The 19,946-nt window shown below is 65.4% G+C and carries 16 protein-coding genes; 3 read left to right on the top strand and 13 right to left on the bottom strand.

From position 1 onward, the window contains the following. Positions 1 to 57: 57 nt before the first annotated feature. Positions 58 to 1,545: an amidase gene (locus FZI91_RS18575; protein ID WP_155940575.1), complete on the bottom strand. Its 1,488-nt coding sequence runs from the start codon at positions 1,543 to 1,545 to the stop codon at positions 58 to 60. Positions 1,546 to 1,608: 63 nt separating this feature from the next. Continuing rightward, positions 1,609 to 2,046 (bottom strand): A24 family peptidase, encoded by a 438-nt coding sequence (locus FZI91_RS18580; RefSeq protein ID WP_155940576.1) that lies wholly within the window; start codon positions 2,044 to 2,046, stop codon positions 1,609 to 1,611. A 37-nt stretch (positions 2,047 to 2,083) separates the two neighbouring features. On the opposite strand from FZI91_RS18580, the gene FZI91_RS18585 reads away from it, so the two are divergent. Both FZI91_RS18585 and FZI91_RS18590 read left to right on the top strand, forming a co-directional pair. Then, positions 2,084 to 2,878, top strand: a complete 795-nt coding sequence (locus FZI91_RS18585) for a methyltransferase domain-containing protein (protein ID WP_162526299.1) — start codon at positions 2,084 to 2,086, stop codon at positions 2,876 to 2,878. A gap of 9 nt (positions 2,879 to 2,887) precedes the next feature. Further along, positions 2,888 to 3,607: a TetR/AcrR family transcriptional regulator gene (locus FZI91_RS18590; RefSeq protein ID WP_162526300.1), complete on the top strand. Its 720-nt coding sequence runs from the start codon at positions 2,888 to 2,890 to the stop codon at positions 3,605 to 3,607. Here FZI91_RS18590 and FZI91_RS18595 read toward each other — a convergent pair. The 5 genes from FZI91_RS18595 to alaS form a co-directional block, all read right to left on the bottom strand. After that, the gene (locus tag FZI91_RS18595) at positions 3,590 to 4,603 is read right to left on the bottom strand and encodes a diiron oxygenase (RefSeq protein ID WP_155940577.1); all 1,014 of its coding nucleotides are present in this window, start codon (positions 4,601 to 4,603) and stop codon (positions 3,590 to 3,592) included. The genes FZI91_RS18590 and FZI91_RS18595 overlap by 18 nt on opposite strands. Positions 4,604 to 4,758: 155 nt before the next feature. Beyond that, positions 4,759 to 5,583: a shikimate dehydrogenase gene (locus tag FZI91_RS18600; protein ID WP_162526301.1), complete on the bottom strand. Its 825-nt coding sequence runs from the start codon at positions 5,581 to 5,583 to the stop codon at positions 4,759 to 4,761. Between the two features lie 18 nt (positions 5,584 to 5,601). Then, entirely contained in the window at positions 5,602 to 6,879 is a 1,278-nt protein-coding gene (gene mltG / locus FZI91_RS18605) for an endolytic transglycosylase MltG (RefSeq protein WP_155940578.1), read from the bottom strand. After that, positions 6,876 to 7,415, bottom strand: a complete 540-nt coding sequence (ruvX, locus tag FZI91_RS18610; RefSeq protein WP_162526302.1) for a Holliday junction resolvase RuvX — start codon at positions 7,413 to 7,415, stop codon at positions 6,876 to 6,878. The genes mltG and ruvX overlap by 4 nt, the downstream gene beginning before the upstream one ends. 17 nt (positions 7,416 to 7,432) lie before the next feature. Beyond that, positions 7,433 to 10,108: an alanine--tRNA ligase gene (gene alaS / locus FZI91_RS18615; protein WP_155940580.1), complete on the bottom strand. Its 2,676-nt coding sequence runs from the start codon at positions 10,106 to 10,108 to the stop codon at positions 7,433 to 7,435. A gap of 150 nt (positions 10,109 to 10,258) precedes the next feature. Between alaS and FZI91_RS18620 the strand changes: the two genes are divergently transcribed. Then, positions 10,259 to 10,726 (top strand): hypothetical protein, encoded by a 468-nt coding sequence (locus FZI91_RS18620; RefSeq protein ID WP_155940581.1) that lies wholly within the window; start codon positions 10,259 to 10,261, stop codon positions 10,724 to 10,726. Here the strand turns inward: FZI91_RS18620 and FZI91_RS18625 are convergent. The 6 genes from FZI91_RS18625 to FZI91_RS18650 are packed head-to-tail and all read right to left on the bottom strand — an operon-like array spanning position 10,723 to position 19,838. Then, complete coding sequence (locus FZI91_RS18625) at positions 10,723 to 11,046, bottom strand: hypothetical protein (RefSeq protein ID WP_155940582.1); 324 nt, start codon at positions 11,044 to 11,046, stop codon at positions 10,723 to 10,725. The genes FZI91_RS18620 and FZI91_RS18625 overlap by 4 nt on opposite strands. Positions 11,047 to 11,072: 26 nt before the next feature. Next, entirely contained in the window at positions 11,073 to 12,416 is a 1,344-nt protein-coding gene (locus FZI91_RS18630) for a replication-associated recombination protein A (RefSeq protein ID WP_162526303.1), read from the bottom strand. Between the two features lie 31 nt (positions 12,417 to 12,447). Beyond that, positions 12,448 to 13,290, bottom strand: a complete 843-nt coding sequence (locus FZI91_RS18635) for a DUF3097 domain-containing protein (RefSeq protein ID WP_162526304.1) — start codon at positions 13,288 to 13,290, stop codon at positions 12,448 to 12,450. A 55-nt stretch (positions 13,291 to 13,345) separates the two neighbouring features. Continuing rightward, positions 13,346 to 15,088 (bottom strand): fatty acyl-AMP ligase, encoded by a 1,743-nt coding sequence (locus tag FZI91_RS18640; protein ID WP_239001818.1) that lies wholly within the window; start codon positions 15,086 to 15,088, stop codon positions 13,346 to 13,348. Then, on the bottom strand, positions 15,085 to 19,569 hold the full coding sequence (locus FZI91_RS18645; protein ID WP_155940583.1) for a type I polyketide synthase: 4,485 nt from the start codon (positions 19,567 to 19,569) through the stop codon (positions 15,085 to 15,087). The genes FZI91_RS18640 and FZI91_RS18645 overlap by 4 nt, the downstream gene beginning before the upstream one ends. After that, positions 19,569 to 19,838: an acyl carrier protein gene (locus FZI91_RS18650; RefSeq protein ID WP_162526305.1), complete on the bottom strand. Its 270-nt coding sequence runs from the start codon at positions 19,836 to 19,838 to the stop codon at positions 19,569 to 19,571. Before FZI91_RS18650 ends, FZI91_RS18645 begins: the two co-directional genes overlap by 1 nt. Positions 19,839 to 19,946 lie beyond the last annotated feature (108 nt).

Genomic DNA, 19,946 nt, shown 5'->3' on the forward strand with positions numbered 1-19,946 from the left:
TGTCCCATGAGGGCAGGTGGGTCCTCCACATCGATCGGGACAGTGGACCCTTCTCTGTCAGATGGCTGTCCTCGCGCCCTGCAACGGCGGCTCGAAGCCGCCGATCTTCTGCTCAAGCAGTTCTGCCAGCCGTAGCGGAGTCCGGTCCTCAAACATCGGACCGATGAGCTGCACTCCCACTGGCAGGCCCTCGGGCGATCTGCCCACTGGTATGGCGGTAGCAGGCAGTCCAGGCATTGTCGCCAGACCTGCCCAGACGAGCTGGTTGGCGAACGGGTAGTCGAGGCCGTCGATATCGATGCATCGTTCCCCGAGATTGGGTACATGGTCATGTGGGAACGCCGGAGTCGGCGTGATCGGAGATACCACGACATCGAACTCGGCGAAGAGCCGCCGCCAGCCATGACGGTGCAATTCACGACGGTTGTTCGCCTCGATCCAGTCCCGATGGCTGAACACTGGGCCGCGCAACCAGGCCGCGTCGAAACCATGGTCGTCCGGGTTTAATTCGGCTGAGTTCAATTCGGCGGCGTCAGTCCGCAGCTGCTCGTACCTCTGCGCGGGAAAGCCTGCGGCAAGACTCGACGTCAATAGTTCGACGTAAAGCGTCGCGGCCTCGGACAGGTCGGGCAGCAGCGGACTGCGACGCTCGACGCGGGCACCGCTGGCCACGAGGGCGTCGGCGACTCGGCTCACCGCAGCGCGCACGGCGGACCCCGTCGGAACGAGGGGATGCTCATCGAGGATCAGCACGCGGAAGTCCCCGAGCCGCTCGTGGCGCGGTCGCGGCAGCGCCAGGTCGTACCCGACACCGAGTGTCAGCGGGTCCGGTCCTGCCATCACATCCAGCAGGAGCGCAAGGTCGCGGGCTGTGCGCGCCATCGGACCGGCGACAGCAAGGTCGCGATCGACAGGCAATGCGGGTGCGGGCGGCGGGACCATGCCGCGGTTCGCCACCAGTCCGAGTGTCGGCTTGTGCGCATAGATACCGCAGAAATGTGCGGGCGTGCGCAGCGAACCCGCGATATCTGAGCCGAGGGACAACGCGCCGAATCCCGACGCCAGGGCGGCGGCCGAACCACCGGAGGATCCGCCGGGCGTTCTGCTGTGATCCCACGGGTTGTTGGTGGTGCCGTAAATCTCGTTGAAGCTCTGCAGATCCTGCAACATGAGGGGCACGTTGGTCTTGCCGAGCACGACGGCGCCGGCGGCCTTGACCCGTGACACCTGTATCGCATCGTCCGCCGGCACGTAGTTCCTGTGCAACGGCATGCCCCAGGTCGTGGGCAGCCCGGCGATGTTGAAGGACTCCTTGACCGTCACGGGAATTCCGAGCAGCGGCCGGTCCTCGCCGCGGGCCCGCGCTTCGTCGGCACGAATTGCTGCAATGCGAGCATTCTCGAAGTCCGGCACGCAGATCGCGTTGATCGCCTTGTCGTCCCGCTCGATACAGGCAATCGCCTCGTCAGTCAGTTCCACCGATGTCACCTCACCGGCACGCAACGCCACCGCGAGTTCTTCAGCCGACCGAAAATTCCACTCCATGAATCCGACGCTATCTGCCCGCGACGGGGGCCATAAAATGCCGCTTCGCGCAACGGCAATCGGTCAGAACGACGATGCCGTGGACAACCCCACCGCGACCGCCGTGGCCAGGCACATCGACGGCCCGTGTGGCACCGATGTCCCTCGGCGCCCGAAGGCCATGACCACCAGCCCGACCAGGCCGGTCAGCAGCGGCGCACCGATTGCCGCGATAAACCACGCGTCCAATCCGAACGCCCCGGACAGCCCGCCGAGACCGAAAGCCAGCTTGACATCCCCCGCCCCCATCGCCTGTGGCGAGATTAGGTGTGCGATCAGATACAGCGCGGTCAGCGCCATCGCGCCCTCCGCCATTGGCAGATCGCGACCGACCACCGCCACCACGACAACCACCACCGCGGCCGCCAGGGTCAGCCAATTCGGCAATCGGCGATACCTGATGTCGAAATACGACAATGCCGCCATCCAGCACAGCACCGCGGCCCCCACCCCGTAATTCATGTGGGGAATGTAGCGCCGCGCGGCTACATTCGGTGGAGTGACGACGAACAGAACCGTGTGGAGCCCACAGGAGTACAGCCGATTCGGTGATGAGCGCAGTCGCCCGTTTTTTGAGCTGCTCTCCCGCATCCCGGCGCCCGCGCCACGAACCGTTGTCGACTTGGGTTGCGCCAGTGGAATCTTGACCGCCGAATTGGCGCGCCGGTGGCCGAACGCCTCGGTGCTCGGACTCGATTCGTCCGCCGAGCTGCTCGCCACTGCCCCGGAGAACCTGCCGGCCAATCTTCGTCTCGAGCAAGGCGATATCGCGGACTTCCGGGCAGACGGAGTGGACGTGATGTTCACAAACGCCGCACTGCAATGGCTTCCGCAGCACCGCGAGCTGATCGCCACATGGGCACAGCAGCTCAATCCCGGCGGATGGCTGGCCTTCCAGGTGCCGGGAAACTTCGGCGCGCCGTCACACACGTTGATGCGTCAGGTCGCCGAATCCCCGCGGTGGGCGTCACGGCTGGGCGGCGTGCTGCGCGGTACCGAGAGCACGGACTCAGCTGAAGATTATGCGCGCCTGGCGATTTCCGCCGGCCTTGTTCCGGATGCCTGGGAAACGACGTACGTGCACCTGCTCGCCGGTGACGATCCTGTGCTGCGTTGGGTGCATGGCACCGGTCTACGACCGGTGATCTCGGCGCTCTCCGCCGACGAATTCGCCGAGTTCGAGCAGGAATACGCCGCGCTGCTGCATCAGGCCTACCCGGCCTCTGGCGCGGTGACACCATTCGGATTCCGCCGGATCTTCTGTGTGGCGTCCAAGCCGGAAACGGCTCGATAGAATCGCCGGGTGCCAGATACCAATGCCCGAGAGCGCTCACTGACTGGTCATGAGGCGCGCTGGGAACGGCATAACTCGGCCCGGCAGATCCGCATCGTGGAGTCCGCCGTCGCGCTGCTCGACGAGACGCCGCCCGGCACCGAGATTCCCGTGCAGTTAATTGCCAAGCGAGCCGGGCTGGCCAAGTCCGTGGTGTATCGGCAGTTCGAGGGACGTGAAGACCTGGATCGCCGGATCCGCTCGTATCTGATGGAGGACTTCGATACGACGATCTCATCGCAGCTCGACGTCACCAGGGGTTCCATCAACGACATTGCCGCCAGAACCATTCGGGCGGTGCTGGATTGGATGACCGACTACCCGCATCGGTACAAATTCATGGGTTCCGGTACAACCGACGAGGATCCGGCCGTCGATGCCGTCAGCACCGTGAAGGTCCGTATGGAACAACGCGTCCGGGGCGTCCTTATACCGATCACCGAACTACTCGGAATCGACTACAGCCCCTTCGAATCTGTCACCTACGCGGTGGTGACGATGGTCGAGGGCACGCTCTCCCGATGGCTGCGCGATACCGAACCCGTGCGCAGCCGCACCGAGATCGTCGACGATCTCGCGAATTACGTCTGGTACGTGCTGGACGGGGCCGCTCGTTCGTTGGGCGTATCCCTGGACCCGCAGACCGAGCTGATGGCCGCGATCGCGGAACTGTCAGGCGCCAACCGCTAGCGGTGTGCCCGTGTGCGAACGGTCGGGCTCGCTGCGGTACCGCGACGGCCGGCCGTCGATGTGCAGCAGCTTCCACAGCGGGCGCACCCACCACGGCCGCATGCCGATGTCCTCGGTGAGCTTGCGCATGTCACCGAAGTAGCCGGACAACGTCTGTCGGGCGTGCTCGCCGCGCCAGAAGGCTTCCTTGAAAACCTCACGCGGGATGTCGAATTCGGCCGCGAACGACTTCGGCGGGGTCATGATCTCCCCTGCCAGCCAGCGCATGGCGAGCGGGAACAGGACGGTGCAGATGGCCTTCTTACGCTTGCTCAGCAGCGGCACGTGCACCCGCAGGAACTCGCCCGCGAAGGAAATGTGCCGGGCTTCTTCGGCGACGTGGATCTGCATGACGCGCTTGACCGCGGGGGGCAATTGGACGTCGTTGCGGATCAACGACTTCTGGTAGTGATCGATCGGCTCCTCGCCACCGAGGATGCCGATGAAGAGAACCACATGGGCCCAACCGCCCAGCACGCCGATCATCGGCGAGACGCGGCGGAACCACTTGCGCATGCCGGGTACGTCGTCACCGATGCGGTTGACGAGCTCCTGGAACATCTGGATGTGGTTGCACTCTTCGGTCATCTCATGGAGGCAGTAACGGAACTCCGGCGAGCCGTTCGGCAGCTTCATGAGGTACTGCATCATGCCGCGGATCAGGATGCTCTCGAAGGCGAGCCCGACCTTGATGGCGTTGGCCTGGCGCCAGCGCCCGATCTCGATCTGACGCTCCAGCGGCTGGTTCTGGTACCACGCAGTTCCGCCGAGGGTGTCGAGCTGGGGGTCCAGCACCCAACGGGGGTCATTGCGGTCGATCTGATAGTCCGGAGCATTCCAGTCGATGTCCTCGAACGGGTCGAAGTGCAGGCGCACCGACCCTTCCGAGAGAGTGCGGAGCGTCATCAAGTACTCGTCGTCAAAAGCACTCGACTTGGGAACGGTGAATAGCGGCATTGCTTCCTCCTCAGGTACCTCCAATTTAATGGGACTCTTCATCCCATGCAAGGGCTGATGGGACCGAATGTCCCAGAAATTTCATCGCTGCAGGTGAGATGGAATCGCCGAGAGTGAAGTTATTGCGCGATTTCGCCCGATTTACCGCAACAGCTTCACGCTCGGTGCAGGGCGGTGGCCATCGCCTCGCGCGGCGCGGGCTGACCGGTAAACAGCTCCACCTGCGTAAATGCCTGATTCAGCAGCATCTCGAGCCCACCGACCACGATGGCTCGGCGGTCGGCTGCCGCGCGGGCAAGAGCCGTCGGCCAGGGGTGATAGATCACATCGAGAATCGCGGGCGCTGTCGCTAAGGCCGAGACGAAGGGCGTTGCCGCCTCTGTGGGCACGGTGCTCACCAACACTGCGGACGCCTCACACACAGCAGCCAGGTGAGCATCATCGAAGCCCATTACCTGGGCAGGCAGACCTGCTCGCTCGGCGAGCTCAAGGGCACCCCGCGCCCGGCCCGCATCACGGGCGATCACGGTCAGGGACTGCACGCCCATGGCGGCCAGTGCCACGATCGCGGGCCGCGCGGTGCCCCCGGCGCCCACGATGACCGCGGGTTGTCCCGCAGGATCGATCCCGGCGGCGCCCAGGGCCCCGGAGACCCCGTCGACGTCGGTGTTGTCGGCGCGCCAACCGTCATCGGTACGCACCAGCGTGTTGGCGGCGCCGATCGACCGGGCCCGGTCGGTGGCGCTCGACGCGACCTCCAGGGCTGCGAACTTTCCGGGCATGGTCACCGAGAAACCCACCCAGTCCGGTCCCGCGCCGCCGACCACACCGGGCAGCTGCTCGGCGGTGCATTCGATCCGCTCGTAGGTCCAGCCGGTCAGGCCGAGCGCGCGGTAGGCCGCCAGGTGCAGGTCGGGAGACCGAGAATGCCCGATGGGCGATCCCAGCACCGCGGCTCGACGCACGTCAGCCGCGTTCACGCTCTTCGCCCAAGAGGCTCATCGCGCACTGTCCAGGATGCCGTTCTTCTTGGCTAGCTCGATGTTGGCCAGATGCTCGTTGTAGTCGGCGGTGAACAAGGTGGTGCCCTCCGCGTCGATGGTGACGAAGTACAGCCAGTCCCCCGGCTCTGGATGCTCGGCCGCCCGAAGCGCCTCCGGGCTGGGCGAGCAGATCGGAGTGGCCGGAAGCCCCTGCGACACATAGGTGTTCCAGAGCGTCTTGCGTCCGCGATCGTCGTCGGTGGTCGCAATTTCCTGACGATCCAACGGATAGTTCACCGTGGAGTCGAATTCCAACTTTTGGTGCACCGCAAGCCGGTTGTAGACCACACGGGCCACCTTCGCGAAATCGCGTGGCTTCGCCTCTCGCTGCAGCAGTGATGCCACCACCACCACCTCGTAGGGCGATAGCCCTGCCGCGTCGGCGTCCAACAGCCCCAGCTGCCGGTACTGCGCGTCGCTCTCGCGGATCAGCGAGGCCAGAATCTGCTCGGGTTCGGCCATCGGATTGAAGTCCCAGCGACCGGCGGCGATCAGTCCTTCGATACGACGGTGATCGTCCCGCACGGCGTTGACTCCGTTGGACGCCCACTCGGGCACGGCCAGCTCCGACTGCGACGCCGTGGTGGCGGCCTGTCGCAAATCGGAGGCAGCCACACAGTGTTTGTCCCCGTCGAGGTCCACACACGAGGCACGCGCGATGAGGGTGAAGATGCCCTCGGTGACCGCGCCATTGCCCACCGCTGCAACGTCGTCAAGCTGTCGTCCCTCCGGGATTACCAACAGACCCACCCGGCTCTCCTGCTCGGCCAGACGTGCGACGGCGTCCTTCCCGGGAATCTTGGTGCGCAGCTTGTAGAAGCCGGGCTGGATGGCGGCGATGGCCGCATTGCCCTGCGCGGCGTCGGTGAACGCACTCGGGGTGGCCACCACACCCTCTTCTTTCAGGCGCTGCCCGATGACCTTGGTGGTGTCGCCGGGGTGTACCTCGAACACAAAGTCCTTGAGCCCGGCTCCCGAGTAGTCCGTGGTGGGCGCGTCCGCGCCGAACAAGCTGTCCCACAACTTGGCTCCGCCGACGACGGCTGCGACCGTGATGATGACGACCAGCGCCAGTCCGGCAAGTCCCGCGTTGCGCCGGCGCCGGGCCTGGGCTCGCTGCCGGGCACGCTCACGCCGCGTCATCTGGGGCCGTGGGCCAACCGCGACCGGCGCGGCCCGGCGGCCGTCTGCCCAGTCGTCGTCGTGGTCCGCCCAGTCCTCGCGGTCCCTCAACGCGCGTTCCCCTCACTGCTATCTGCTGGCCGATCGCTGTACCGGCGTCGCTGCTCGAGCCAATCCTGCAGAATGGCGACCGCCGCCGCCTGGTCGATGATGCCGCGCTGCTGACGAGACCGTACTCCTGCCTCACGCAGGGAGCGCTGGGCGGTAGTGGTAGTGAAACGCTCGTCTACTAAGCGCACCGGCACCGGCGCAATCCGTTCGGCCAGCTCGCGTGCGAACCCTGCCGCGTCCCGTGCCGACGCCCCGGTGCCCTCGCGCAAGTTGCGCGGCAGGCCGACCACAACCTCAACCACGCTCAGCTCGTCGACCAGTTCGGTGATGCGGCGAAAATCACTGTTTTCCTTGGTATCCCGCGCAACGGTCTCGACCGGGGTGGCGAGAATTCCGTCGGGGTCACTCGCCGCGACTCCAATTCTGACGGTGCCTACGTCCACGCCGAGACGACGGCCTCGGCCCGGGTCGTCGGGGCCAGGACGATCCGGGGTGGGAGCTGGGGTTGTCGGTCTTCCCGCAAGCGGGTCATCCACGGATTCAGGCACTCGGTTCAGGCCTGGCGGATCTGTTCACGCAGCGCCTGCAGCGCCGCGTCGATTCCGGCGGGATTCTTACCCGATCCCTGCGCCATATCTGGCTTGCCACCGCCGCGCCCGTCCACTACTGCCCCGATCGCGCCCACCAAGTCGTTGGCACGCAGTCCTGCGTCCTGGGCGGCCTGGTTGACCGACACCACGAAGGGCACCGAGCCGTCACCGGCGGCAATCAACGCGACGACGGCCGGATCGCTGCCCAAACGGCCGCGGATGTCTCCGATCAGGCTGCGCAGGTCCCCCGCACCGGTGCCATCGGGCAGCCGGTGCGCAACAACCGTCGCGGCGCCGATCCGCTCGGCGTTGTCGACCAGGGTGGCGATGGATGCCTTCACCGAGGCCAAACGCGTTTGTTCCAACTCCTTTTCGGCCGCCTTGAGGCGCTCAACGATGTTGGCGACCCGGCCGGGAACCTCCTCGGAGGGCACCTTCAGGTTTGACGAGAGCGCCGCCATCAGCGCGCGTTCCTTGGACAGGTAGCGGAACGCGTCCAGCCCAACGTAGGCCTCGACACGGCGAACCCCGGAGCCCACCGAAGACTCACCCAACAGCGTCACGGGACCGATCTGCGAGGAGTGCGCCACATGGGTGCCGCCGCATAGTTCCAAGGAGAACGGTCCGCCGATCTCGACGACGCGTACCCGATCGCCATAGTTCTCGCCGAACAGCGCCATCGCACCCATGGACTTGGCCTTGTCCAGATCGGTGACCGAGGTATTGACGGTGTAGTTGGCCTCGACCGCCTTGTTGGCGACGTCCTCGACCTCCTGGCGCTGCTGGTCCGACAGCGCACCCTGCCAGCTGAAGTCAAAACGCAGGTATCCGGGACGGTTCAGCGATCCGGCCTGAACAGCGTTGGGCCCCAGCACCTGTCGCAGCGCCGCGTGCACCAGGTGCGTACCCGAATGTCCTTGGGTGGCGCCGTGACGCCAGCGCGGATCCACCGAGGCCACCACCTGGTCGCCCTCGACGAACTCGCCCGATTCCACCGTGACCTTGTGCACGAAAAGGGTTTTGGCGATCTTCTGGACATCGGCAACCTTGGCCTGCGATGTCGCATTGGCCCCGTCACCGCGAATGGATCCAATGTCTGCGATCTGGCCGCCCGATTCCGCGTAGAGCGGGGTGCGGTCCAGTACGATCTCGGCCTCGACACCCGCCGCGGCGACCGGAACCCGTGCCCCGTCCACGAAGATGCCCAAAATGGTTGCTTGGGAATCCATTTCGTCGAAACCGGTGAACTCGGTGGGTCCGGCGTCGACGAGCTCGCGGTACACCGACAGGTCGGCGTGGGCGTGCTTGCGGGCGGCGGCGTCGGCCTTGGCCCGCTGCCGCTGCTCGTTCATCAGATCCCGGAAGCCGTTCTCGTCCACCGAAAGCCCCGCCTCGGCGGCCATTTCGAGGGTGAGCTCAATCGGGAAGCCGTAGGTGTCGTGCAAGGCAAAGGCATCAACACCCGAAAGGCTGTCTTTTCCAGCCATTTTCGTCTTCTCGGCGGCATCTTCGAAGAGCTTCGAACCGGAGACCAGGGTGCGGTTGAACGCGACCTCTTCGGCCACCGCGATGCGGCTGATCCTTTCGAAATCGGTGACCAGTTCCGGGTACGACGGACCCATGGCGTCACGAACAACCACCATGATTTCGCCCATCATGGGCTGCTCGACACCAAGAAGCTTGGTGGAGCGCACGATTCGGCGCAGCAAGCGACGCAGCACGTATCCGCGGCCATCGTTGCCGGGGCTGACCCCGTCGCCGATGATGATCGCGGCGGTGCGGCTGTGGTCGGCGATGACCCGGTAGCGCACATCGTCCTCGTGACTGCCCTGGCCGTAGCCGCGCGGGGCGACCGCCGCGACACACTCGATGACCGGACGCACCAGATCGGTTTCGTAGACGTTGTCGACGTCCTGCAGCAGGCACGCGATGCGCTCGACACCCATGCCGGTGTCGATGTTCTTACGCGGCAGCGGACCCAGGATCTCGAAGTCTTCCTTCGAGGTGCCTTCGCCCCGCTCGTTCTGCATGAACACGAGATTCCAGATCTCGATGTAGCGGTCCTCGTTGGCCTCCGGGCCACCCTCGATGCCATATCCGGGGCCGCGGTCGTAGTAGATCTCCGAGCACGGCCCGCAGGGTCCAGGGATGCCCATGGACCAGTAGTTGTCGGCCATGCCGCGGCGCTGGATCCGATCCAGCGGCAGCCCTGCCTCTTCTTGCCAGAGCGCGATGGCCTCGTCGTCATCGAGATAGACCGTGGCCCAAAGTTTTTCCGGGTCGAAGCCGTATCCGCCCTCGGACACCGGGTTGGTCAGCAGCGTCCAAGCGAGTCGGATCGCCTCGCGCTTGAAGTAGTCGCCGAAGGAGAAGTTCCCGGCCATTTGGAAGAAGGTGTTGTGCCGGGTGGTGATGCCCACCTCGTCGATGTCCGGCGTGCGGATGCATTTCTGGACGCTGGTGGCCGTGTTGTATGGCGGCGTCCGCTGGCCCAAGAAGAACGGGACGAACTGGACCATGCCGGCGTTGACGAAGAGCAAGTTGGGGTCGTCGAGGATCACCGAGGCGCTCGGCACCTCGGTGTGACCCGCCTTCACGAAGTGGTCCAGGAATCGCTTCCGGATCTCGTGTGTCTGCATTTCGTCCTTGCGTGGTTGCTCGCCGAATCTGACCGGACCACCCTACCGGGGTGGCCGCCTACCACCGGCATACGCCAAGGTCAGGCGACGCCGGCATCGAGTATCTGCTCCGTCACAGTGCCACGAGCTAACCCTAAATAGACTTTCGTCATGTACCGACGGGCCCAGACCGCGATGGCAGCAATCGTGACGCTGCTCGTGACGGCAGGTTGTTCGCAAGCCCCGCCCGATCTGGATCGAACCGTCATCACGATGAAGTTTTCCGATGGCTATGTCCCTGAGCCCATGTACCGGACCTACGTCATCAAGGCGCAACGACACAGGGCGGCCATCGTCGTATCGAACGACGGTTCAGAGATCGCACGTGATGAGAAGCCTCTGCCCGACCACGTGTGGGCCGAGCTACTCCAGTCCGCGGCGCGAATGAAAGATCGGCAATCTCACGGCTGCGTCGACGCGGGCATGATCCGAATCATCGTCACCGAGGCTGAAACAACCACCAAGGACGCGGACGAGTGGTGCCCGGGGAAACGCTGGGACCAGATGCGCGGGGCCTTCTTCGAGCCCGTGGAAGTGCTCTTCGATATGCCGAAGCTGTTGAACCTGCCGCCGAGCTAGGGGCCGGTCGGCGCGTCGCGGATCGAGCTGTCGATGGCACCGCCAATGGGCGCGGTCGCGAACCCGGTGAAGGGGCCCAAGAACGGGCTCAGCAGGATCCCGGCGCCCGCCTCGGCGGCATTGCCCGCGGCTCCCGCGCCGACATCGCGTCCATACTGCTCTGCCCACGGATCGATGGGCGGAGGGGGCGGTCCGGGATCGTCGAAGACCGGCTCGGGTCCTGGCTCCGGCTCGGGATCCGCCCACGCCAGCGCGGGTGCGGCCACCAGGGCCACCGCGGCAAGCAGTCCACCGGCGATCGAACGCATACGTGACGCCATGCCTTCCAGTATGCCGAGAATCCGGGTCACCGCTTGAGCCCACGCCGAATGATGGCGCGCAGTTTTTCCAACCGCGCTCCGATGTCACGCTCGTTGCCGTGGTCGGTGGGCTGGTAGTAGTCCGCGCCCACCAACTCATCGGGCGGATACTGCTGGGCCACCACACCGTCGCGGTCGTTATGCGGGTAGACGTAGCCGACGGCGTTGCCAAGTTTCGCGGCCCCGCTGTAGTGGCCGTCGCGCAGATGCGGCGGTACCAACCCGGCCTTCCCGGCGCGGATGTCGCCCATCGCGGCCCCCAGCGCGGCGGGTATCGCTCCCGACTTAGGGGCCGTCGCGAGGTGAACGGTGGCATGAGTCAGGGTCAGCTGCGCCTCCGGCATCCCGATCAGCTGCACAGTCTGTGCGGCGGCCACCGCCAGCGGGAGCGCGGTGGGGTCTGCCATCCCGACGTCCTCGCTGGCCAGGATCACCAGTCGCCGGGCGATGAAGCGCGGGTCCTCCCCCGCGATGAGCATGCGCGCCAGGTAGTGCAGGGCGGCGTCCACGTCGGAGCCGCGGATCGATTTGATGAACGCGCTCACCACGTCGTAGTGCTGGTCGCCGTCGCGGTCATAGCGCACTGCGGCGCGATCCACCGACTGCTCGACGACCTCGACCGACACGACGGAGCCCGCCCCTCCAGCTGTTTCGGCGGCCACCTCCAGGGCGGTCAACGCCCGGCGCGCGTCCCCGGCGGCAAGCTGGACCAGCAGGCCGAGCGCCTCGGGGTCCACGGGCACGGCACCGGCGAGCCCGCGCTCATCGGCGATCGCACGGGACAGCACCTCGCGAACATCGTTCTCGCCCAAGGGCTGCAACTGCAGGATCAGCGAGCGTGAGAGCAGTGGGGCCACCACGGAAAACGAAGGATTCTCGGTGGTGGCGGCCACCAGCAGTACCACCCGATTCTCGACGGCCGCGAGCAGCGCGTCCTGCTGAGTCTTGGAGAACCGGTGCACCTCGTCGATGAACAGCACCGTCTGCTGGCCGTGCACCGCGGCGCGCCGCGCGGTGTCGATGACGGCACGCACCTCTTTCACGCCGGCCGACAGCGCGGACAGCGCCTCGAACCTGCGTCCGGTGGCGCCCGAAATCAGTGAAGCGAGCGTCGTTTTCCCGGTGCCGGGCGGCCCGTACAGAATGACCGAGGCGGCACCGGAGCCATCGACCAGACGACGCAGCGGCGATCCGGGTTTGAGTAGATGCCCCTGCCCAACGACCTCATCGAGGGTGGCGGGGCGCATCCGGACAGCCAAGGGTGCGTTCGGCGCGACGCTCGAAGCGGGCGCCGAGGCTTCCCCGGGTACGTCGAACAGGCTGTCTGACACGCCTCAGGCATACCACGAAGTGCCGACGAGATCAGGTTGCCGGCTGCGTCACAAAGTCGATGAGTTCCTCGACCCGGCCGATGAGGGCCGGTTCCAGATCGGTCCAGGTGCGCACCTTGCCCCGAATACGGCGCCAGGCCTCGGCGATCTCGGTCTGGCTGCCGTGCGGCCAGCCGAGCGCCTGGCAGATGCCGTGCTTCCATTCGATATCCCGGGGCACGGTGGGCCAGGCGTGTAGGCCGATCCGCTCGGGTTTGACCGCCTGCCAGATGTCGACGAATGGGTGCCCCACCACCAGGGTGTGCGCACCGTACGGACCCTTCTGCACCGTGTCGGCGATGCGCGACTCCTTCGAACCCTTCACCAGGTGATCGACCAGCACGCCGAGTCGCCGGCCCGGGCCGGGCTGAAATTCCTTCACGATGGCGGCAAGGTCGTCCACCCCGCCCAGGTATTCGACGACAACACCTTCGACGCGCAGGTCGTGACCCCACACCTGCTCGACGAGCTCGGCGTCGTGGCGGCCCTCCACATAGATTCGGCTAGGCAACGCGGTGCGCGCCTTGAGTCCTTGTACCGCAACCGATCCGGAGGCGCTCTTGGTCGCCTTGGTGGGTGTGTGCCGCAAGGGTTCCTTCAGGATCACCGGCTTGCCATCGATGAGATATCCGGGGCCCACCGGGAATCCGCGCACGCGACCGTGTCGGTCCTCCAGGTCCATCCGCCCGTACTCGATGCGCACGACGGCGCCCACGAACCCCGTCTGCGCGTCCTCAACAACCAGGCCCTTGATCGCCGCGACCTCGGTCGATTGAGGACGCCGCGAAGAGTGCGGGTTGTTGGACAGCACATCGATGCCATAACGATCAGCCACCCGGCGATCCTAGGAAGGCGTCGGCGCCGTGTCCGGCTACGACGCGCCCCCGTGTCTAGACCGTGACCGCGTGCGCGTGGGTGCGGGTCGCCACCACCGAATCGGCGAGCACCCCCTGCACGTACAGGTCGCGGGTGCGGGACCGCTGCACCTTCCCCGACGAGGTCTTGGGCAGCTGACCGGGTTGCAGCAGCACGACATCGGCCAATGCCAGACGGGTGCGGTCGGACACCGAACGCCTGATCTTCGTGATCTGCGCGGTCGCGTCGCTCTCCTCGTTGCTGCCGGATCGTTCGGCGGCGATCACCACCTGCTCGGTGATGTCACCAGGCACGGAGAAGGCCACCACATTGCCCTTGCGGATACCGGGCACTTCCTCCACCGCCCATTCGACCTGCTGTGGGTCATAGTTACGGCCGTTGACGACGAGGATGTCCTTCTTGCGTCCGGTGACGTAGAGGTTTCCATCCACGATGAAGCCGCGGTCCCCCGTGCGCAGCCATCCGTCGGCGCCAAAGGCGTTTTGGGTGGCCTCGTCGTTCTCGAAATACCCTGCGGCGACGGACGGTCCGTGAAACTGGACATCGCCGACGCGCCCTGCACCCAGCTCGTGTCCGGCGTCGTCGACAATCCGCACGCCATGACGATCATCGAGAACCGCCCCGCAGCTCACGAAGGTGAGGACGTCATCACCCACGGCAGCCGGCAACACAAGACCCTCATTCCTATACGCCGCACCGGAAATCGCCAGGCGCTGGAACCGGCTGCCGAAACTGTCGAAGGTGATCGCGAGGGTGGCCTCTGCCATCCCGTAGGCGGGCATCACCGCCTCCTCCTTGAGCCCGTGCGGCCCGTACGCCTCAATGAAGGCATCCAGCACATCGGCGTTGATCGGTTCGGCTCCGCAACCGAAAACTCGCATACCGGAGAAGTTCCAGCCGGTCTCGGGCACCACGGCCTTCTTGACGGTCAGCGCGAACGCGAAATTCGGTGCGAATGAGACGGTTCCGCGATGGCGGGACACCGCGTCGAGCCAGATGCCCGGGTCCCGCAGGAAGGCGAACGTCGGCAAATAGGTGGCCTGGAGCCCGAACAGCACCACGCTCAGGAAGTGTCCGATGAGGCCCATGTCGTGGTAGAGCGGCAGCCAGCTCACCAGCCGTTCGGTGGGGTACTTCTGCGCCTCAAGGCAACGCAGGTTGGACAGAAATGAATGCGCATTGGCCCACAGCGACGCGTCGGTCACCTGAACGGCCTTCGGCTTCCCGGTGCTGCCGCTGGTGAACTGCAGGAAGGTCGTCTGGTCGGCGGTGCGCGGCGCGGCGTCGATGTAGTCACCACCGGTCGTGATCGTCTCGGTGTACACGACGGCCGCTACCTGCTCGCCGAATTTGGCGGACAAGCTCAGCACCTCATCGACCCACTGCGGCACGATCAGTCCGCGAGAGCCACTGGAAGACAACACCGATTCGAGGAAATCAAGGTAAGCGTCCTGCTTGCCCAGGCTCGTCGGCGGGTACAGCGGCACAGGTATCGCTCCGAGCCACACGGTCGCCAGAAATCCGGTGACGAACTCGCGGATGTCCGGCACCACCAGCGCCACCCGGTCGCCCGGCTCGACGCCGTGCGCGGCCAATGCGCCGGCACCGCGGGCGACATCGCCCAGCATCTCGGCGAAGGGCACCAGCACCTCGCTGCGGTCGTCGCCGACGAATGTCAGTCCGCGCGTGGTCGATGCGGCGTTGGCCTGCAAGGCCGTAACCAGCGATCGCGGGTTGTCGATATCGAACATCGTCATGCTCCGTTCAGTTTCTGCGCCGCAGGTTCGAACAAGTTGGCAAGGGTTTTCACGGTGTAGTCGATCTGCTCGAAGCTGTGGCTGGCCGTGACGAAGAAACGCAGCCGGGTCTGATCATTGGGCACCGCGGGATACAGAATCGGGTCGACGTTGATGCCCGCTTCGCGCAGCTGAGCGGCCAGCACCAGCGACCTGCGCGAGTCTCCCACCACGAACGGGATGATCGGTGTTCCGTTGCTGTCGCCGAACGAGAGCCCGGCCCCTGCGAAGGCGGCGCGCATGTAGTCGGCGTTGGCATGAAGTGTCGCAATGCGTTCCGGCTCCGCCTCCAGAATCTCGATCGAGGCCAGCGAGGCTCCGGCCGAGGCCGGCGGCAGCCCGCAGCTGTAGATGAACCCGGGCAGGCTGTACCGCAGGTACTGAATCAGCTCGCGCGAACCACCAAGGTAGCCTCCGCAGCTCGACAACGATTTCGACAGCGTGCCCATCCAGATGTCGACCTGGGAGCGGTCCACCTCGAAGTACTCCCCGATGCCGCCGCCGCCTGCACCGAGCACGCCGATGGAATGCGCCTCATCAACCATGAGCAGCGCGTCGTGCCGTTTGGCCACCTCGATGAAGGCCGGGAGATCGGCGATGTCGCCGTCCATGCTGTAGGCGCCCTCGATCACCACCAAGGCGCGGCGGTACCGGTCGCGAACGTTCGTAAGCAACTCATCGAGATGGGCCGCGTCGTTGTGCTTGAACGGGCGACGTGTCGCACCGGATAGCCGGCAGCCCTGCATGATGCTGTCGTGTGCCAGCGCGTCGTGCAGCACGATGTCCGGCTCACCAAGAATGTGCCCGATGATCGTGACGTTGGTGGAGTGGCCACCAACGAGGGTGAGCACGTCGTCAACTTTCAGCAGCCGCCCGATGGCCGCCTCCAGCTCTCGATGCACGGGCTTTTCTCCCGATAGCAGTCGACTCGCCGAAACCGAAGTCCCGTAACGACCTAACGCCTCCTGAGCACGGGCAGTCACCCGCTCGTCCCCTGACAGTCCGAGGTAGTTATAGCTGGAGAAGTTGATCAGTACCCGGTCGCCGACGCGCGTGGTGTCGTTGACGACCTGTTGGTGCACCGTGAAATACGGGTTCTGCGAGCCCTCGCTGTCAAATTCTTTGAGACGTTGATCCAGCGCCTGCCACTCCGGGAAGTCAATGATGGTGCGCTCACGGGCGACCTGCACTGCGGGAACCGCTTCCTCGTCCGCGCTCACGGCTTCCCCGCTCACCAGTGCCACGACGTGTCCCACCGTGAGCTCTCTGGCGGCGAAATCCTGCAGCGTCAGATCGGTATTCTCCTTCTGCAGGTTCTTGAACAACTCGGTGAGCATCAGCGAATCGAAGCCCAGATCCCCGACAAGTACTTGTCCGGGCTGAAGCGCCGTCGCGTCGTACGAGCCGATGCGGGCGATCTCCTTGAGCGCATGGCCGTTTCGAAGTGTCGGCTTCCGCAGTTCGGCTGTCGGTATGGGAGTGGAAGCGGCGGGTACTGCTGGTGGGGTACGCACAATCGGCGGCAATTCGACTGATTGGTTGCCGAGAACGGTGGTGAGTAGCGCGGTCTGCTCACGCCATAGCGAAATGATGTCCTGCACGAGTGGAGTTTCCTTACCGGTGGGCGTGGGCTGGATTGTCGTCGGCCGAGCGACGGCCTGCGGGCTGGCCTTGGCAACTCGTCTTTCGCCACGCTTCTTCACCGGCCACAGCGACTTCGCGGGCACCGGCCGGCTGGTGAGCAACGCGCCCTGGTGATGGGACGGGCGGTCCAGGACGACGGGGACGCCGAGTGAGCGCAGTTGGGCGCGTACACGATTGAGGAGGCGCGTGTGCTCAACGCTGTCCACAGCCACCAGTCGTTCGGCCGCCGCGCCTGCCGAGCGCGCAAGATTCAACAGTGCACGCCCGGAACCGATCTGGATGAATACGGTATCCGCATCACCGAGGCCGGTGAGGGCTTCGGTGAAGCGGACGGGCGCCAGCGCGTGTTCACGCCAGTGCCCACGAATCTCCTCGGCATCGACACATCTTGAAGCCGAGATGCAGGATATGAAGCTGACAGTGGGGTCCTGCAGCGGCAATCCATCTACTCGCCTAACGATTTCATCGTTTGCCGGTCGCAGTAGCGGGCTGTGGAAAGCGTGCGAGACGTGAAGCACCTTGTGCGGAATATCGGCGTTATCGAGCAGCACCGCGGCGGCTGCCAATCCATCGGAGGTACCCGCGAGGACCGTCTGATCGGCGGCGTTGCGGTTGGCGATCCACACCGAGGGGACGCCCTGGACCAATGACCGCACTGCTAATTCGTCACTGCGGCAGGCGATCATTCCTCCTCGTGGAATGTCGGCGTCACGTATTGCTTCCCCCCGCCGAGCCGCAAAATGCACCGCCTCCTCATCGGAGAGAACTCCGGCGGTAGCGGCCGCCGCGAACTCGCCGACGCTATGCCCAAGTACCACGTCGGGGGTGATTCCGGCTCGGGCGAGGTGTTGAGCGACGGCCAGCTGGGTGATCAGCAGTGCGGGCTGGCAGCGATCGGTGTTGGCGAGCGCCTTCTCCGCTTCTGGGGTGTGCGCGTAGGGGTACATCACCTCCAGCAGCCCAGGACTGGCCGCGGCGGCGGCCAGACGCTCGACGGTCGCGTTCACCTCCGGCACCGAGTCCTTCAGCGCGGCGAGCTCGTTGACCTTCTGTGCACCCTGTCCGGCGAACAGAAAGCAGATCCGCGGGACCTCGGCCGCCTGCTTGGCTGCCCGATACCAGATGTCATCGCCTATCCGCGTGGGGATTTCGCCACCGGCCCGGAGCACGATGAGCGCCGCCCGCAGATGCTCATGTAGTTCCAGAATTGACCCGGTAACGATCGACAGCTCGACGCCGCGGTCCTCCCGGCGGGTGAGCGTCTGGGCCACCTGCCCGAGATCCAAGTCCGGTGTGGCATCGATATCGTCGAGAAGATATTGGCAGCGCACCTCGATATCCCGCGGGCTCTCACCGCGAATCGGTATCAGCCACGAGTCGCGTGACGAGCCCTCCTGCCGGGGGTGATTCGGTTCTCGCGCCTCGAGAAGCACGTGCACATTGGTACCGCCGAATCCGAAGGCGCTGACACCGGCCACGTGCGGGCGCGACTGCACCTCGGGCAGCGATGTCACGGATTCGGATATGCGCCAACCGCGTTCATCCAGGCTCAGGGCATCGCGCTTCTCACGAAAGTTGGGCTGCGGCGGCACGATGCCGGTGCGCAACACCAACGCGGTCTTGATCAGTCCGATCAGTCCGGCCGCGGACATCGCGTGACCCACATTGGCTTTCGCACTGCCCAGGTATCGCGGAACATCCCCCCGGTGCGGCAGAGACGAACTCAACGACTCGACCTCCACCGCATCGCCCACCTGGGTGGCGGTGCCGTGTGCCTCGACGTAGTCGACCCGTCCGGGATCCAAGCCCGCGTCCGCGAGGGCGAATTCAATGGCGGCTCGTTGCCCGGCGGCCTGCGGTTCCATGGGGCCCGCGCCGGCACCGTCGTTGTTACATCCAATGCCACGCAACCAGGCATGTACCTCGCCGCGCGCGGGCAGGGTGTCCTCGCGGGTCAGCACGATGACGCCGGCCCCCTCCCCCAGTACGAAACCGTCCGCCGCAGCATCAAAAGGTGCGCATACGCCGGACTTCGACACGGCACCGATCTTCGAGAACATCACCAGCGAGTCAGGCACCAGGTTTAGGTGCACCCCGGCGACGATCGCCACCTCGCACTGCCGCGACCGCAAGGCCAGCACGGCATTGTTCAGTGCCACAAGCGATGACGCGCAGGCGGCATCGACGGCCATCGATGGGCCGCGCAGATTGAAGGCCCTGCTGATCATCGCGGCCGACATGTTGAGCAGCGAGCCCGGCATAGTGAACGGCCGCACCACCGGCACATCCGCCGTCAGCGCCCGAGAGTCGATGGCACTACCGCTGGGATCACCGAATTCACCCGCGCCCAGCTGAACACCGCGCAATGGTGCGCTCACCACCAACTCACGGAAGTCGGACGTCGAGATGCCGACGTACACGCCGACACTGCGCCCCGCGAAGCTCTGCTGATCAAAGCCCGCGTCCTCCAACGCCTCTCGCGTAGCCGTCAACAAGATGCGGTGCTGTGGATCCATGACCTCGGCCTGCCGCGGCGATATCCCAAAGCTGAGCGGATCGAACCTGTCGATATCGCTGACCGCCGCCATCACGTCGGTGTACGTGGTGTTCGGCCGCTTCCCGTCCGGATCAAAGAACGGGGCATGCTCCCAGCGCTCCCGCGGTATCCGTCCGGTGGCGGTACCGCCGCGAAGCAGCATCTGCCAGAAGGACCGGACGTCCCCGGCCCCAGGCACCTGGCACGCCATCCCAACGATGGCCAGCCGCTCCGCTGGACCATTCCCGCGGGGCGTGTCCATCAGCCCGCGAGCTCGGCAGTGAGGTGCTCGCGGACGACGAGGGCCAAATCGGCGATCGTTCTGACCCGAACTAGCTCGCGCGGCGGCAGCCGGACTCCGGTGGCCTCTTCAATATGGGTCAAGAATTCGAGAGTCTGCACGGAGCTGTAGCCCAGATCCGCGATCTCCGACTCTGGCGTGAGCTCCGGAAGTGCCTCGGTGGCCACCGACTCAACTGCCTCGAAGACGAGGTCGAGCTCCTCGGCGTACACGGAATTGTGCGATGTCACCAGTCACCTCAAATATCTACGCGCGGACGATGTTTCGCAGCGGTTGACAACGCTGTCATGGCGAACAGCGTCGAGGTTATGGAGGCAGACGGAGGGCTAGAAACCCCG

The sequence above is a fragment of the Mycobacteroides sp. CBMA 271 genome, from assembly GCF_009729205.1.
Lineage (GTDB): Bacteria > Actinomycetota > Actinomycetes > Mycobacteriales > Mycobacteriaceae > Mycobacterium.